This window comes from Winogradskyella sp. PE311 (assembly GCF_046545555.1).
GTDB lineage: Bacteria > Bacteroidota > Bacteroidia > Flavobacteriales > Flavobacteriaceae > Winogradskyella.
Genome location: NZ_JBHZTH010000001.1, coordinates 1,317,195 through 1,334,508, shown reverse-complemented (window position 1 = coordinate 1,334,508; position 17,314 = coordinate 1,317,195). Strand labels below are relative to the sequence as shown.

Sequence of the window (17,314 nt, the reverse complement as noted above, 5' to 3'; positions counted from 1 at the left end):
TTGTTAATTGAAAAAAGTATTTAAATTTTTTCTGAATTTATTACCAAGGCCCTTACTAATAAGGCTTAGTTATATAGCGCGCCCTATTCTCGCTTTTTTTTTAAAAGGTAATAAATTCACAGATCCAATAGATAGTAAAAGTTTTAAAACATTTTTACCCTATGGCTATGGCAAACAGCGGCCAAACGTATTATCACCCTCTACGCTTTCATTAGAGCGACATCGACTCTTATGGTTATACCTTAGAGACGAAACCGATTTCTTTTCGGCTGAAAAGAAAGTGCTTCATTTTGCACCAGAGCAATGTTTTTTAAAACGTTTTAGAAAACTTAAAAATATAGATTATACTACTACAGATCTACTATCTCCTATTGCAGACGTAAAAGCTGATATTTGCGACCTCCCTTTTAAAGACAATAGTTACGATGTTATTTTGTGTAATCATGTTTTAGAGCATATACCAGATGACACTAAAGCCATGCAAGAATTATATCGTGTTATGAAACCTGGTGGTTATGGTATCCTTCAAATTCCGCAAGATTTAAATCGAGAATGCACTTTTGAGGACGATTCCATAACCGATAAAGCAGAACGCTCCAAAATTTTTGGGCAGTACGACCATGTAAGAGTATATGGTAGAGATTATTTTGATAAGCTTCGAAGTATAGGTTTTAAAGTAGATGAAGTTAATTATACAGACCAACTTTCTAATTCTGAGATTGACAAATATCGTTTGGCTAAGGGTGAGATAATTCCTTTGGTTTATAAATAAAAAAGAGAGCAATTAAAATCGCTCTCTTTTAAAACACTATCTAAATTCACCAAAAACCTAATTCTTAATAAAACGTTTTGTTAATACACCAGAGTCTGTGCTGATCTTAATTAAATAAACACCACTTTTTAAATTAGATACATTAATTTTAGTTTGATTTGTATTCATAACTTCCTTGCCCAAAAGATCGAATATTGTAATATTCTCTAAAGAAATATTAGGACTTTTCACATTTAATATAGCTGCAGTTGGGTTTGGGTAAACTTTTATATCTGCTTCTGTAAAATTAATATTATTCACTGATAACGATGCATTAAATTCATAAACACCCAAATCTACATCGAGATTAAAAATTCTCATATTACCTGCCAAATCTGTAGATGTATTTGAAGATATATAACTATTGTCTCCACTATCTATTGCTGTTGAAATGGACTGTAAAGTATAATCGTCGTTTGCAGCATCTGTAAATAATGGATTTGATGTAAGTATGCTTTGTTTGTCCGTCCAATTACTAAAATTATCTGGATCTAAAGTATTTCTTGCAATAACATTGTTTGGAGGCGTTTGAGTTCCCCATGTATTTACAACCTTTTTCTCAACTGAAGTCGTGTTAGGTTCTAAATTATTGTAAAAAATAGAATTATAAATGGCAACACCAGTGGTTGCATTAAGTCTTGACGAAGTAATTATACCAGCTGGGTTTGATAAATCAGAGCCATTAAAAGTATTGTCGGCTACAGTACAATTTATAAAACGACTTTGAAGGTTTGAACTTTGAATATTAGCTCTAAACCAAAATAAAGTATTAACACCAGAAGAAGGCGACCCAGAAGTAGGGTAAGATAACATATCTGTTACTTTATTACCATATATTAGGCAATTCTCAAAAGTAGTGGTCATTGTATTATTTATATTTCGAGGGTTTGCCATATACATTACCACAGAATGACGAGCTAAATTATTTTTAATTATACAATTGGAAAAATTGTAATTATAAGCGCCATTCTGCGTATTTAAATGAATACCATAGACAGTACCTCCATTAGAGGCTAGATTACGCTCAAAAACAACCTTATTTATTGAAACATTTTTTGCTGACTCAGAAAAATATAATGCAGAACCTGAGCGTCTATTACTATCTGTTTGACTATCTGCAAAGCCACCTGTTATTGTAATGCCATCTAAAACAACATTATCACCAGCAACCCAAACTACTCTGTGACTATTCTCAGAAAATTGACTAATTGCAAAATCTAAAAACGCATTACCGTCATTTCCTGATCTGTCTCCTGAAAAGACAACTAAATTTGTTGCAACATCTCGCTCTGTAAAAAGAGATTCTGTTCCATTAAAACCTCCATATACTTTTTGGTTTGCCGAAACGATAATACTATTATCTTCGGAAGTTGTATCAGGTTTATAAGTACCTGCTGCAATCCAAAAATCTTTATTTGGGTTTGCGCTTAAAGCCGTATTAATATCTGTATAGGCATTTACCCAACTTGTGCCATTATTTGCACCTGTCGCATTGGCATCAACATAAACAGGTATTGAAGCTGTTGTAAATTGTAAAGGTGATGACCAGCCAGATTGTAAACTACTGGAATTAACACAATTTCTTCTTATATGTACATTATAAATTGTGGATGCGTTTAAACCTTGTAAATTATAAGAGTTAGTGGTTACATTTGTAATTACGTTGTACGTATTAAAATTATCAGAAGAAGGTCCATATGCAATATCATAATCACCCGATTGAGTAAAGTTTAATAAAGCAGAAGTTATATCTATATTAGAAATACTAAAATCTGATAGTGATGGATCTGTACAAAAAGTAAAGTTATTATCTGTTGCTATTAAACTAACCTCAGACGATGATAATTCCCTATTATAAACATAAATATCATCTATTTCGTCTTGATATATGTTATTAGAGCCGAGTGCTCCATTTCCAATATTTGCAACTCTAAAATCTACAGGTCTATCTAGATCTCTACCTGTAAAAATTCCACCAACTTGAACATTCTCTACAGAAGTTTGTTTCAATTCATTATTAACATAAAAATTATAAGTATATGGATATGTGTTTCTTCCTGGAGCTGTATTAAACTGTGTTTGCTCTTTTTCAATAGTTATTACAATATGTTTCCATTCGCCATCTGCAATAACTTCAGAAAAGAAACGATTCCCTAGAAAATTGCCCTGAGCTTGGGTATTGTTGTTTGCTACAACTCTACGAGAGCTTTTAAAGCCTATTCTTCCATTTTTTAAATAAATAAAAAAACCGTTTTTAAAATCATTTGCTGATGAAAAGTTAGCTATCGTTCGTTCACTTTTATCAAAAATAGTCCTTTCATTAGTATCATTAATACTGGTCTTTATCCAAAATGCAACTGAAATATCAGTAAAAGAAAATGTTGAGCTATTTAAATAATCTCCATTTAAAATAATGCTATTTGATGAAGTGCCAAATCGGTCATTAGTTACACTTAAACCTGACCCGTTTTGATTAAAAGTAGCATTATTCGTACCGTCATTAAGACTTCCGTTTGTAAATAAATATGATCTTTGCAAACCTGAAGTTGGTACTTGAGCATACGCTAAATTAAGCGCAAGAAAAAACATTGTAAGTAATCTTGTTTTCATAATAAATTTGGTTTTTAAATTATGAAACAAAAGTGCTATCATTTAAAAAAAATAATGACGGCAAACTTCTAAAACCTACTTTTCAACTTTTAAAACTCATATGTTTTTAACTATTTGTAAAAACTCGTCCTTTTTCTCGTTAGATATTGATATCGTCTTACCGTTTTCCATTAGTATATAACCTCCATCCTTTCTAATATACTCCTCAATGTAAGTAAGGTTTATTAAGTGTGAACGATGTGGACGATAAAACGTTTTTATATTTCTAAGAGCCTCTACAAAAAACTTTAAAGGTTTACTCACTAATATAGTCCCATTGGTTAGAGTAGAAACATTGGTGTACATTCCATCTGCTTCGATAGTAATGATATCATCAAAATTTACAAATTTAATACCATCTGCATAGGGCAATCCAATTTTTTTAAAATTAGAGTCCTCGAGACTTGCTTTTAATTCTGTTAAACGCTTATTTATTTGCGTATGACTCAAAAAAGCAACAGCTTTATCTACCGCTTCTTTCACCTGAGTTGGTCTTACAGGCTTTAAAAGATAATCTATTGCTGATAACTGAAACGCTTGTATGGCATACTCACTATATGCTGTGGTAAATATAATTTCAAAATTATGAACTTCTTTGTCTATAAAATTTAAAATCTCTAAACCAGAATGTTCAGGCATTTCAATATCTAAAAATACAATATTTGGTGTTTCATCTTTTATTAATTCTACACCAGAAATTAAATCTTCTGCCTGAAAAATCTTAGAGACTTTAGGGCAGTTTTCTTCAATTAAGATTTGCAAAACCTGTCTTGCCTTTTTTTCGTCATCTATAATTAATGCCTTCATATTATCGCTTTACTATCGGAATTACAATTATAACACGAGTTCCTAAAATATCGTTGTTTTCCTTTAGATCTATTGTTTCTACACCTATTTTATCTGACTTTTCTTGGTTTAATAACTCAAGCCGTTCTTCTGTTGCCTTTAATGCAAATGACTTATGTGTTTTAGCCCTCCTTTTATTTAACTCGCGCGACTTCTCTCTTCCTATACCATTATCTTCAATTATACATTGCACTTTATTTGTTTCCATTTTAGAAATTGAAATAAAGAGTTTTCGATCATCTTTTTTATGTAATAATCCATGTTTTAATGCATTCTCTACATAGGGCTGGATAAGCATGGTTGGTATTTTTATAATTTCAGAATTGATAGACTCATCTATATTAAAAACATAATTAAGTTTGTCTTCAAATCTAAGTTTTTCGAGTTCTAAGTATAGGTTTAAATTATGTATTTCGTCTGGTATAGAGATAAATCCTGTGTCGCTAAAATGAAGGTAATTACGCATTAAGTCTGCAAATTTCCCTAAATAATTACTAGCCAAATTCTTTTGATTGAGAATAATGTAATCTTGAATTGAATTTAGCGCATTAAAGATAAAGTGAGGGTTCATTTGGGCTTTAAGTGCCTTTAATTCCGAATCACGATATTGTTTTTCTATGGCCAATCTCTTTTGTGTTTCTTTTAACTCTATTAAAGTAATTTCCGCTTGCTTCTTTAACTGTAATCGTTTGTAATAACTAAAAAATCCAACTAAAATTAAACCTATAATAACTATAGATGCCCAGAGAAAGTATTTACTCTTTTGAGCTTCTAATTCTGAAATTTTTAATTTACTCTCAGCAATATTCTTTTCGCGTTCTTTCCGCTCTGTTTCATATTTTACTTCAAAATCTGAGATTGCTTTTTGCTTCCCTAAGCTCATAAGTGAATCTTTTACTTTATTTCGCTCAAGATTATAAGTAAGTGCTTTTTGAAAATCACCTTTTTTTTGAAATAGTAGACTTAACATTTCATAATTATATTGTAGTGATGGAAGATTTTTGTCATCAACAAGCATTTTATTTGCAATCAGCAGATAATTTTGTGCTTCCTTGTAGTTACCTAATTTGGTGTTTACATTACCTAGATTATTATAGCTACGCTGAATACCGTTTCGCGATTCTATTTGTTCATAGAGTTTTAAACTTTTTAAATAATAGGTTTTAGCACGTGTAAATTCATTTTGCTTCTCATATACATTACCCAAATTATTATTAAGGTTTGCTAAGCTAAGTGGGTTTGCCAGCAATTTTTCAGCTTTTTGACCATATTCTAAAGCCTTATTTAATTGATTAAGTTCAACACATACAGTAACCAAATTAACACAAACACTGCCAAGGAGTCTCTCATTCTTTGTTACTGCCTCATCATTGTAAATTTCTAAAAGATATTTTTTAGCACTTTCCCATTCTTTAATATTTATAAACAAACCGCTCAAGTTAAGCTTTGAAATTAATAGTGGCATTTTAAGTTTATCTTCATTTCTTTGAAAAAAATTTATAGTTTTTTTAAAGGATAAGATAGCTTCTTCATAATTTCCTTGAGCCTTTAAAGTATTTGCCAGACTCATTCTTGTTTTAGCTATATTAAGACTATCTGAGAGCTGGTAAAACTTACTAATTGCAGACTCGAAGCTTATACGTGCTGAATCTAAGTCTCCTTTTTTTCTGTAGTAGATACCTAACTCTCTCATTAGTTTTGCATTAGTACTACTATCTTTATTTAAATCAGCTTTTTTTTGGGCTACAGATATTACAAATTTATGAAGTTTAGGATTTTTATTTCGATACGTATTTACTAGTTCTTGAAATTTAACGTCTACCAAACTATCTGATTTAATTTCAGATAACACTCTGGTTAAACTATCCATTTGTTTCGATTGAGCCTCGCAATAAACAAAAGAAGTTAAAATAAATATAAATAGGATTCTCATCTCGATAATTAATTCAGTTGTCAAAAATCAAAATACTATTTGTATTTACCAATTATTAACTTCTAATTTCTAATTATGACTTTCTAAAATAGTAAGAAAACAAAAAAGCCGCATCGTAAACGAACAAAGATGCGACCTTAATATAAATAGTAGTTAATAGCACTTATAAGACACTAAACATATGAATAGGTCACAAAATTCATTTAGGAAAATTATTTAAACTCAAAGTTTGTAACATTTGGTCTTCATTTTCATAAATAAAATACACTTTTAGCTCTGTATGCGTTTTTAAAAAATCAGTCACCTTCTCAACTCCCATGGCTTGAAAAGCAGTTGCATAACCATCCGCAGTCATACAATCCTCAGCTATTACAGAGACACTTAAAACGTTAGTCTTTGTCGGATAACCTGTCTTAGTATTTATAATATGAGCATATCGATTTCCGTTATCGTCTACCTTAAACTTTCTATACGTTCCAGAAGTTGCCATGGCCTCATTTTTTAAAGTAATAACTTTAGAATAAGTTGTTTCACCATTAAAATTAGGGTCATATATTCCTGTTGTCCAATTTCTTTTACTTTCTACATTGGTTCCAGAAGTTCTCATTTCTCCGCCTATTTCTATTAAGTAATTTTTAATGTTATTACGTTCAAAGAAATCAGCAATGACATCAACACCATAGCCTTTTGCGATGGCATTAAACTCTAAATAGGTGTCTTTAGGTTTATATAATTTATTACCTGTAATTGACAATTTATTAAAACCAACAAATTGCATAAGACTATCAATAGTAGTACTATCAGTTAAAAATTTGTTGGTTTCAGCTCCAAAATTCCACGCATTAACAACATTACCAATAGTTGGGTCAAAAACTCCTTCTGTAGTTTTATAAATAGACTTGGAAGCGTTATAAACAGTTACGAAATGATGATCTATATTAAAGCTCTCGTTTCTATTTAATTTTGAAATATCAGAATCTTCTAAATAAGTTGATAAGGACTGATTTACTTCATCAAATAGATTATTTATTTCAACTAAATAATCAGTCTCCTGTTCTGAATAATATTGAATATTAAATCCTGTACCAAATACAGGACCAGATAGCTTAATTAATTTTGGTTGTTTTGTTTCTTGTTTGCAACACACCAAAGTCATAGCGATTAAAACAAAGCGTAGTTTTTTCATACTAATTAAGATTCATTTCTATGACTTGAATACCATTATACTCAATTAAATAGTCTTCATCTAAATAAATTGGTAAGTCCTCTCCTTCTGGATTGCCTATACCTACTCCAGCATATAATACTTTTGCGTCTTTTTCGTAAGCATGCTTTTTGAAAGTCTCCATCCAAACAATATCATAATTATTAGGATTTTCAGGAAGAATTACTGCACGCACAACAACAAAGAAATATTGGCTGTTCTTATCAATACATACAAACTGTGGATGTCGCTTTAATTTGCTGTTAATAGCTACAAATTCGAAACCACGCGCCTCTAAATCCTTACCGACATGGTTCATAGCTAAATTATGTACTTCTTGTGATGTCAGTGCTTTACTCATTATACAAAGATACGAACTTGCTATTTAAATCTTACAAATTTAGCACTGCCAAATGTGTAATTAGAAACAGGAATTTGAGCGTCATCTCTTAATTGATACCATGGAGAAATGGATGAGTCTTCTAGATTCTTAACCAAATGAACACTTTGTGCTGGAGTATTACCTTGAAATAACAAAAATAGTTTTTCGCCTTTAGCGTTTACAGCCTCATCTGCAATCATAACAATATGACCAGGACTACCGCCTTTTATAAGCATATCACCTATTTTTAAATCTTTAGCTTTTATTGGTTTTAATTCATTGTAAAGTGACAATGTGCCAGAATACATATAAATTAAATTTAAATACTTATAAAAGTTTTCTTTTGAAGAATTAGCACTTGCAGTTTTATGAAAGGTTACTTTATTACCCTTAATTTTTGGTCTGTAACCCTCTGCATATTTTGTCCAAGAACAATAATGACCAGAGGTGAATTTAAAACCTATTTCTGCTTTTCTATTGTTATCCCAAAGGTATTCGCTTCTGATTCTAATTAAAGCATCTGCACATTGTTGTAAACCATTTGCTGGCACAGGAATTTCTAAAATTCCGATATGACCTCCTTGCCAGAAGTATTCGGAATGATCGTAGTTAATAATTTTACTTCCAAAAGGTTTTAATTTATAGTTTCTAAGGTAATTTTCAAAACTTCCTTGAGGACAACTAATACGTTTGTAACCTTTTGGAAAATTGACTCTAGATTTTATAGTTAGGCTATCCTTATTAATAAGACTTGATGTTTTAATTATAGCCTCAACTCTATCAACAGCTTTCTTAACTGGTTTTAATTGAAATGCTATTAAACTTATAACAAGTATTAGGAATAAAAGAAGTAGTCCTTTCTTCATAGATGTTGAAACGTTAAATATTGATAATTCGTATTTAATATCTATTTTTACTTCAGATGAAGAACAGTTCTTTAACCAAACGTATTGGTCTAATAGCAGCACCAATCTTATTTATCTTATTTCTAGTATTACCATTTGAATTTATATCTGATAAAGCAGATATTGTCATCGCAACAGCTTTATGGATGGTTATTTGGTGGATTACTGAAGCTGTATCTATCTCTGTAACGGCATTAATCCCACTCGTATTATTTCCTTTATTTAATGTAATGCCTATTGCGGAAGTTGGCGCAAATTATGGAAGTCCAATTGTTTTTTTATTTTTTGGAGGATTCGTTTTAGCACTTGCTTTAGAGAAAGTAAATCTTCATAAACGTATTGCACTTAGCATCATAAAATTAACAGGTACAACACCAAATAAAGTAATTCTTGGCTTTATGATTGCTACTGCTTTTATGAGTATGTGGATTAGTAATACTGCGAGTACAGTCGTAATGTTACCAATAGCGATTTCTGTTATTAAATTACTAATCAATGATGCCGACGGATTTACAAAAAAGGATCAAAATTTTGCGCTAAGTGTTATGCTCGGTATTGCATTTTCTGCTAATGCTGGTGGTATAGCAACTGTTATTGGAACTCCGCCAAATTCTGTTCTTATCGGTCTTTTAGAAAATGAATATAATATTGAAATCTCATTTTTAAATTGGATGATGATTGGCGTCCCATTCTCTGCTACATTAATTACAATTATTTATTTTGTGTTAATTAAGTTATTTCCCAATAAAGATTTAGTTTTTGATGCTTCAAAATCAGTAATAAAGAATGAATTAGAAAAGTTGGGTAAAATTTCCCCTAAAGAAAAGCAAGTCCTCTTAACATTTGCTGTTATTGTCTCACTATGGATATTCAGAACTCTAATTAACAATATATTACCAAATCTTGGTTTAACAGATACCATAATTAGTATTTTGGGCGCTATTGTACTATTTGCTGTTCCACATAATTTAAAAAAAGGTGATTTTATTCTAGAATGGAAGGATACCCAAAAGTTAGCTTGGGGCATATTAATTCTCTTTGGAGGTGGTTTAGCGCTTGCTAAAGGTATGTCTGCGAGTGGTATTGTGGATGTTGTTGCAACTACAATTTCTAATGCTGAAATAAGTATTTTATTCACAGCATCATTACTTATTATTTTAATGCTTTTTATGACCGAATTAATGAGCAATGTCGCACTTACTGCAGTACTCGCCCCTGTAGTAGCTGGTATTGCCATCGGACTAGAAATACCTATTCTATATCTATTGATACCTGTAACCATGGCAAGTAGTTGCGCCTTTATGTTGCCCATGGCAACGCCACCTAACGCTATAGTTTTTGCTAGTGGTTTTGTAAAAGTCCATCAAATGGCTCGTGTAGGTATTATCTTGAATTTAATTGCAGTAGCACTATTAATACTTATGTTTCAATTTTTTATTCCTCTTATTTTTTAAGTTTATAACATGAAAAAAATAAATTTCATAATCTTTATTAGCTTAATACTATTTACTTGTGAGCATAAAAACTCATTACCAGATCCACTCGAGGCTGGTTGGAAAGGTAAATCTGTTTGCGAAGTTATCGAAGAAAATAACGAGCTAAGAGTGCTCAAATGTACGTTTGAACCTGCTGTTGGGCACGAAAAACATTACCATAATCCACATTTTGGTTATACACTATCTGGTGGTAAATTTAGAATTACAGATGATACAGGTGCACGAGAGGTTGAAGTCCCAACAGGATATACCTTTAGTAAAGATTCAATTACCTCACATGAGGTTTTAAATATTGGAGAGACTACATCAGTATTCTTGATTATGGAGTATAAGTGATTTTTTATTATCTTTTATCTTGAAAAAGAAAACTATGAAAACATCAAATCGATTTAATAATGCCATTAGTAATTTATATAAAGCCTTTCATAACGACACACTAAACCCGAACGATTGTAAGCAATGTGCTGTAGGTAATATTCTAAATAATAAAGATAATTGGAAACATTTTACGGATATTCATGGATCTATTCAACTAAATTATATTGGTTTAGTTCATCAAAATTTAGGTAGGAAATTTAATGGATATACGCCTATTGAGTTATTGAAGATTGAAAATTCATTTTTAAGGAGTTGCGGTTACGAACTCGGTAAGAACCACTGTTATAAACCTGAAATGAACTTTAATAAAATTATTCTTTTTAATGGATTGTGCGAAGTTGTTTCACTACTTTGCCAATTCGATGGAATCCCAAATGTTATGGATTGCTCTGCATTATTTAAGTATAACAAGCATTCTAAAGGCTTAAAATTTGCCTAGAAAATAACTCATTTAAATACAAAAAAGCCAATACTCTTTTCTGAATATTGGCTTTTCTATTGATTGTATGTGTAATTCTAAGATTATAATTTTAAAGAAATTCTATCCTCCAAAATCATCAAATCTTATGTTCTCGTCATCTATACCAAAATCCTCTCCCATTTTTTGAACCGCTTGATTCATTAATGGAGGCCCACAGAAGTATAATTCTATATCTTCTGGTGCATCATGCTTAGATAAATACTGGTCTATTACCACTTGGTGAATAAAACCAACAAATCCATCTCCAGACTCATCATTAATATCTTCTTTTACTTTCCAATTATCCTGCTCTAAAGGCTCAGAAAGAGCTAAGTAGAACTTAAAGTTCGGAAAATCTTTTTCTAAAGCTCTAAAGTAATGAATATAGAAAAGTTCAGCCTTGGAACGTCCTCCATACCAATATGTTACGGTTCGACCTGTTTTCAATGTTCTAAATAACTCATAAAGATGAGAACGCATTGGTGCCATACCTGCACCACCACCAACATAAAGCATTTCAGCATCAGACTCATTAATAAAGAATTCACCATAAGGGCCCGAAATCGTAACCTTATCTCCTTTTTTCTGGTTAAAAATATAGGATGATGCTATACCAGGATTTACATCCATCCATCCACCTTTGGCTCTATCAAACGGAGGTGTAGCAATACGGACATTTAACATAATCTCTCTTCCTTCTGCTGGGTAAGACGCCATAGAATAAGCACGTTCTACAGTTTCATTATTTTTCATCACTAAAGGCCATAATCCAAATTTATCCCAATCTGGTTTAAATTTATCTGGCTCCCCTGGATGATCTGTAGGATGTGCTGTAACATCCATTTCTGAGTATTTAATTTCACATTGAGGAATTTCTATCTGAATATAACCTCCTGCTTTGTAACCCATATCCTCAGGGATCTCTACAATAAATTCTTTAATAAATGTAGCTACGTTATAGTTAGATACTACTGTTGCTTCCCATTTCTTTATTCCAAAAATTTCTTCTGGAATAGTGATTTCCATATCTTGTTTCACTTTTACTTGACAAGATAAACGCGCTCCATGCGCTAATTCTTTTCTAGAAAAGTGTGGAGTTTCTGTAGGAAGTGCTTCACCACCACCTGATAAAACATGACATTCACATTGAATACACGTTCCACCACCACCACATGCGGATGGTAAGAAAATCTTGTTTCCTCCTAATGTAGATAATAAAGTACTTCCTGAGGCTACCTCAATTTCTCTTTCTCCATTGATCAAAATCTTTACAGGTCCAGATGGAGATAATTTTTGTTTTACAAATAACAATAAAGATACCAACAAAAGCGTCACCAATAAAAAGGCTGCTACTGTTGCTACTATTGTTCCAACTGTATTTGCGGCTAATATCATCATAGTCATCAATTAGTTATTTATGTTTTCGGCTATCTCTAAGTCAGACTCAAGATTAGCATCTTCTTTTTTAATATCTTCTTTTATTACTTCAATAGATACCGTAGTTGGCTCAGAGGTAGGTTCGCCTTCTTCATCACCTCCTGTAAGCATACCACCAAAACTCATAAAACCTATCGCCATTAAACCCGTTATAATAAAAGTAATACCTAAACCTCTTAAAGCAGGAGGTACAGCGCTATATCTAATTTTTTCGCGGATAGCTGCAATAGCTAAAATCGCTAAAAACCATCCAATACCAGAACCTATTCCGTAATTTAATGCTAAACCTAAGGTTTCAATTTCTCTAGATTGCATAAATAATGAACCTCCTAAAATGGCACAGTTTACAGCAATTAGTGGTAAAAAGATACCTAAAGAGTTATATAAGCTTGGTGAAAACTTCTCTACTACAATCTCTACTAATTGTACCATTGTTGCAATGGTTGCGATAAACATAATAAAAGATAAAAAGCTTAAGTCATAGCTAGCATATTCTTCGCCTAACCATGATAATGCTCCAGGCTGTAATATATATTGATCTAATAACCAGTTTAAAGGGACTGTAATTGCTAATACAAAAATTACAGCAGCTCCCAAACCAACAGCTGTTGATACTTTTTTGGATACAGCGAGGTAAGAACACATTCCTAAGAACGTAGCAAATACCATATTATCTATGAATATAGATTTAAAAAATAATTCTAAATGTTCCATATATTTTGTTTTTAGTTGTGAGTGATTAGTTGTTGGTGAATACTATCAACAACCAACTATTAACCATCAACTAGTTTTAGTCTTCTATTAAATCTTTATTTCTACTACGTTGTACCCAGATTATAATACCTACTACTATAAGTGCCATTGGCGATAATAACATAAATCCATTATTCTCATAACCAATACTGTATAATCCTGTCTTTTCGATAGGGTCTCCCAAAACAGGAATTCCTAATAGAGTACCAGAACCTAATAACTCTCTAAAGAAACCAACGATAATAAGAATTACTGCATATCCTAAAGCATTACCAATACCGTCCAAAAAAGATCTATATGGACCATTACCTAAAGCAAAAGCTTCAAAACGTCCCATGATAATACAGTTAGTAATGATTAAACCTACAAATACTGAAAGTGTTTTACTTAACTCATAAGCGTAGGCTTTAAGAACTAAATCCACAATAATTACGAGAGTGGCTACAACAATTAATTGTGCAATAATTCTAATTTTTGAAGGTATGATATTTCGCATTAAGGAAATAACGACATTACCTACTCCCATTACAAACAACACTGATATAGACATTACAATAGAAGCTTCTAATTCTGCTGTAATTGCTAATGCCGAACAAATACCTAATACTTGAATGGTGATAGGATTATTATCCGTTAATGGGTCTAATATTAATCTACTGTCTTTTCCCATAATTATTTACTTTTTAGAGTTTCGAAGTAAGGTAAATACAACTTAAGATCTTTTTTGATCATTGCTGAAACACCATCACCAGTTATTGTAGCACCTGCAATAGCATCTACTTCGTTATCCATTTTATCTTCATTTTTAGGATCTGCATTTCCTTTAGCAACAGTTATACCTTTAAAGGCACCACCTTCAGATAATAAATGCTCACCTATAAAATCATCCATAAAATAACGTTGCTTAATATTAGCGCCTAAACCTGGTGTCTCACCTTTATGATCAAAATAGGCTCCTTGGACAACCATATTTGCATCCAAAGCTACATAACCCCAAATAGCATCCCACAGGCCTTTACCTCGTATTGGTGCTATATAAAATTTCTTACCATCCTTTTCTCCAATAAATAATGGTAGACGTCTAGTTTCGCCATTCTTAGCTCTTGATTGTTGTTTTTTAACATCAATCAGATAGGCTTGGTCATTTTCAATCGCCTTACCATCTTGCACTTCCAATTGTGTTTTTACATATTGCTGAAAAAGTTTTGGCGCGTCTTCGGTAGAAACAAAATTTGCACTTGTACCTTCATTAGCATTAACACCCATTGCATAAAGAATGTTTTGTTGCTTCTCTATTTCTTCATTTTGAGTAATAAGTGGTTTTGTAAAACCAAATAAACCTGCTAAAATGACTCCCACTACTAATACCATTCCTATGGCAAAAATTATAGTGTAAGAATTTTTATCTGTTCTTTTTTCCATGATTAAGCTGCTTTAACTTTTACACGTTTCATTCTTTTCTTTACATTACCTTGTACCACATAATGGTCAATGGTTGGTGCAAAAACATTCATTAGTAAAATCGCTAGGAATACACCTTCTGGATACGCTGGATTGAAAACACGTATCATAATAGATATAAATCCGATTAAGAAACCATATATCCATTTTCCTTTATTAGTCTGTGATGCCGTCACAGGATCTGTTGCCATATAAACTGCACCAAAAAGTATACTTCCTATGATTAAATGTTGCCAAAACGGAACACTCATTAATCCGTAAAATTTACTTGATTCACTTATCCATTCTGCAGACACTACTCCATTAAATATTAGCCCCATAACTAAGGCTCCTACAACAGTACTTAACATAATTCTCCAACTTCCAATTTTGGTGAATATTAAGAAAAGAGCTCCTATAATAATTAAAAATTTTGAAGTCTCACCAACAGAACCTGGTATGATTCCCCAAAACATATCCCAATAATCTATTCCGGCTAAAGAACTATTTTGAGCATAGGCACCGAGCAAGGTTTCTCCAGATATAGCATCTAAATTCTGACCTGCTGCAATCGCTTGATCACGCTCAACAGCTCCATGAACCCATACTTTATCTCCAGACATCCAAGTAGGATATGCAAAGAATAAAAATGCACGTATCGTTAATGCTGGATTAAGAATATTCATTCCTGTTCCACCAAAAACCTCTTTACCAATAACAACACCAAAGATAACTGCTACTGCTAACATCCATAAAGGAATATCAATCGGAACTATTAAAGGCACTAACATACCTGTTACCAAATACCCTTCTTCTACTTCGTGACCTTTAATAATTGCAAATACAAACTCTACTGCTAAACCAACTCCATAAGATACGGCTACAAGCGGTAATACTTTCCAAAGCCCAATAATTAAATTGTCTAAGGTCCAAAAAGAAGAACCTAAGATTCCGTCAGCCGATTCTATTAACCCTTGTGCTAAATAATGCTGGTAACCTGCATTATACATACCGAATATTAAACATGGTACTAATGCCATGATTACCGTATTCATCGTACGCTTTAAATCATCTGCTGCCTTAATATGAGTCCCATTATGAGTGGTCTCATTTGGCATATATAAAAACGTAAAAAGGGCATTAAAACCTGGAAGCCATTTTTTGTCTTTATTCTTCTCTTTAAAATTATGTAAATTTTGTTTTAAACCCATTATCCTATCTCTTTTAGCATTAAGTCTAATCCTTCTCTTATAATTTTTTGATGTGGTTGTTTAGATACACATACAAATTCAGTTAATGCAAAATCTTCTGGTGCAACTTCGTACATCCCTAAAGCTTCCATTTCATCTAAATCTTGATACATACAAGCTTTTAAAATCTGCATTGGGTAAATATCTAACGGAAACACTTCTTCGTAAGTTCCTGTAGTTACAAATGCACGATGCTCGCCATTTGTATTTGTATTTAAAGCAAACTTCTTTTTTGGTGTTAACCAAGAAAATGTCAGCGCTCTAGAAGTAGATACCTTATCGAAAACTGGTTTATTCCAGCCAAAAAACTCGTAATCATCACCCTCAGGAATTACGGTAATTACATTACTGTAATAATCTAAATTACCATCTGGCTGCACATGCTTACCCGATAAGACATTTCCAGAAATAATACGGTCATTACCATCTTGTTCTACACCATTATCGTAAACCATAGTAGAGATTTCAGATCCAATTTTAGTTCTAAAATATCTTGGTTTTTTCACAGAAGAACCAGCTAGAGCTAATACCCTTTCAGCATTAAATTTACCTGTTAAAAGCAACTCACCTATTATTACCAAATCTTGTGCATTAACAGTCCAAACTACTTCCCCTTTATTTATTGGGCTTACTTTATTAATTAAAGTACCGACATTTCCAGAAGGATGCGGTCCAGATACTTTGTAAGTAGTCGCATTATCTAAATTGGACAATGGTGAATTTGAACTTCCTACAGAAATATGAACTCCTCCATCTGTAAATTTTGATAAAGCAGTAACAGCGGCTTGTAACTCAGCTTCTTTACCAGCTAAAGTATAGTCTAAATCAGCGGCTAAAGGCGCACTTGCATAACCCGAAACAAAAATTGCTTTTGGTGTTTTATCTGCTTTTGCAACAACATCATAAGGACGTTGCTTAATAAAAGCCCAACAACCAGAAACTAATAAATGTGATTTCATTTTTTCTGCGTCAGCAGTTAAATCAAATTTACCATGGTCAATGTACTTCTGTTCCTTATCAGCACTGATTTTAATAGCGTCTATTCGACGTCTAGGTCCACGTTGTACTTCCGTAATCTCTCCAGAAACTGGCGAAACAAACTTCATAGCATCATTGTCCTTATTGTAAAACAAAGTTTCACCTGCCTTAACATGCGTACCTTCTTTTGCAACTAATTTCGGAATAATACTATGGAAATCTTCAGGTCTTATAGAATAAGAATTGCTAATAATAGCATTTTCTGTAGCTAGCTCAGCTTCGCCAACTAGCTTTATATCTAAACCCTTTTTTATTCTGATGTCTTTTGACATATAATTAAAGATTAGTTATCTAAAAATCGATGCAAATTTACGAATTAATGATTAAATATT

General features: G+C 32.2%; 16 protein-coding genes. 4 read left to right on the top strand and 12 right to left on the bottom strand.

Going from position 1 to position 17,314, the window contains the following annotated elements; genetic code table 11:
* Positions 1–7 precede the first annotated feature (7 nt).
* The gene (locus ACFWU4_RS05600; protein ID WP_411125699.1) at positions 8–772 is read left to right on the top strand and encodes a class I SAM-dependent methyltransferase; all 765 of its coding nucleotides are present in this window, start codon (positions 8–10) and stop codon (positions 770–772) included.
* 57 nt (positions 773–829) lie between these two features.
* Here ACFWU4_RS05600 and ACFWU4_RS05595 read toward each other — a convergent pair whose 3' ends face one another.
* From ACFWU4_RS05595 to ACFWU4_RS05570, 6 genes are all read right to left on the bottom strand, one after another.
* Positions 830–3,421 (bottom strand): T9SS type A sorting domain-containing protein, encoded by a 2,592-nt coding sequence (locus ACFWU4_RS05595; protein WP_411125697.1) that lies wholly within the window; start codon positions 3,419–3,421, stop codon positions 830–832.
* A gap of 96 nt (positions 3,422–3,517) precedes the next feature.
* Positions 3,518–4,267, bottom strand: coding sequence for a LytR/AlgR family response regulator transcription factor (locus ACFWU4_RS05590; protein ID WP_411125695.1), 750 nt, complete (start codon positions 4,265–4,267; stop codon positions 3,518–3,520).
* Between the two features lies 1 nt (position 4,268).
* On the bottom strand, positions 4,269–6,176 hold the full coding sequence (locus ACFWU4_RS05585; protein WP_411125693.1) for a tetratricopeptide repeat protein: 1,908 nt from the start codon (positions 6,174–6,176) through the stop codon (positions 4,269–4,271).
* A 262-nt stretch (positions 6,177–6,438) separates the two neighbouring features.
* A complete protein-coding gene (locus tag ACFWU4_RS05580; protein ID WP_411125691.1) occupies positions 6,439–7,425 on the bottom strand; it encodes an FAD:protein FMN transferase in 987 nt (328 codons plus the stop codon).
* 1 nt (position 7,426) lies between these two features.
* A complete protein-coding gene (locus ACFWU4_RS05575; protein ID WP_411125689.1) occupies positions 7,427–7,804 on the bottom strand; it encodes a Na(+)-translocating NADH-quinone reductase subunit F in 378 nt (125 codons plus the stop codon).
* Between the two features lie 20 nt (positions 7,805–7,824).
* Complete coding sequence (locus tag ACFWU4_RS05570) at positions 7,825–8,691, bottom strand: DUF4846 domain-containing protein (protein WP_411125687.1); 867 nt, start codon at positions 8,689–8,691, stop codon at positions 7,825–7,827.
* Positions 8,692–8,747: 56 nt separating this feature from the next.
* On the opposite strand from ACFWU4_RS05570, the gene ACFWU4_RS05565 reads away from it, so the two are divergent.
* Genes ACFWU4_RS05565 through ACFWU4_RS05555 form a run of 3 tightly spaced genes read left to right on the top strand, consistent with a single transcriptional unit; the run spans position 8,748 to position 11,043 of the window.
* The gene (locus tag ACFWU4_RS05565) at positions 8,748–10,184 is read left to right on the top strand and encodes an SLC13 family permease (protein WP_411125685.1); all 1,437 of its coding nucleotides are present in this window, start codon (positions 8,748–8,750) and stop codon (positions 10,182–10,184) included.
* A 9-nt stretch (positions 10,185–10,193) separates the two neighbouring features.
* Complete coding sequence (locus tag ACFWU4_RS05560) at positions 10,194–10,562, top strand: cupin domain-containing protein (RefSeq protein ID WP_411125684.1); 369 nt, start codon at positions 10,194–10,196, stop codon at positions 10,560–10,562.
* Between the two features lie 34 nt (positions 10,563–10,596).
* On the top strand, positions 10,597–11,043 hold the full coding sequence (locus ACFWU4_RS05555) for a Na(+)-translocating NADH-quinone reductase subunit F (RefSeq protein WP_411125682.1): 447 nt from the start codon (positions 10,597–10,599) through the stop codon (positions 11,041–11,043).
* A 102-nt stretch (positions 11,044–11,145) separates the two neighbouring features.
* On the opposite strand, the gene nqrF is transcribed toward ACFWU4_RS05555, so the two are convergent.
* The 6 genes from nqrF to ACFWU4_RS05525 form a co-directional block, all read right to left on the bottom strand.
* Positions 11,146–12,459 carry an NADH:ubiquinone reductase (Na(+)-transporting) subunit F gene (gene nqrF, locus ACFWU4_RS05550; RefSeq protein WP_411127234.1) on the bottom strand — a complete coding sequence of 438 codons (1,314 nt, stop codon included), beginning with the start codon at positions 12,457–12,459 and terminating at the stop codon, positions 11,146–11,148.
* Positions 12,460–12,471: 12 nt separating this feature from the next.
* Complete coding sequence (gene nqrE / locus ACFWU4_RS05545) at positions 12,472–13,215, bottom strand: NADH:ubiquinone reductase (Na(+)-transporting) subunit E (RefSeq protein ID WP_411125680.1); 744 nt, start codon at positions 13,213–13,215, stop codon at positions 12,472–12,474.
* A gap of 76 nt (positions 13,216–13,291) precedes the next feature.
* On the bottom strand, positions 13,292–13,924 hold the full coding sequence (locus ACFWU4_RS05540) for an NADH:ubiquinone reductase (Na(+)-transporting) subunit D (RefSeq protein ID WP_411125678.1): 633 nt from the start codon (positions 13,922–13,924) through the stop codon (positions 13,292–13,294).
* 2 nt (positions 13,925–13,926) lie between these two features.
* On the bottom strand, positions 13,927–14,676 hold the full coding sequence (locus tag ACFWU4_RS05535) for a Na(+)-translocating NADH-quinone reductase subunit C (RefSeq protein ID WP_411125677.1): 750 nt from the start codon (positions 14,674–14,676) through the stop codon (positions 13,927–13,929).
* A 2-nt stretch (positions 14,677–14,678) separates the two neighbouring features.
* The gene (locus ACFWU4_RS05530; RefSeq protein ID WP_411125675.1) at positions 14,679–15,905 is read right to left on the bottom strand and encodes an NADH:ubiquinone reductase (Na(+)-transporting) subunit B; all 1,227 of its coding nucleotides are present in this window, start codon (positions 15,903–15,905) and stop codon (positions 14,679–14,681) included.
* On the bottom strand, positions 15,905–17,254 hold the full coding sequence (locus ACFWU4_RS05525; RefSeq protein ID WP_411125673.1) for a Na(+)-translocating NADH-quinone reductase subunit A: 1,350 nt from the start codon (positions 17,252–17,254) through the stop codon (positions 15,905–15,907). The genes ACFWU4_RS05530 and ACFWU4_RS05525 overlap by 1 nt, the downstream gene beginning before the upstream one ends.
* Positions 17,255–17,314: the final 60 nt, after the last annotated feature.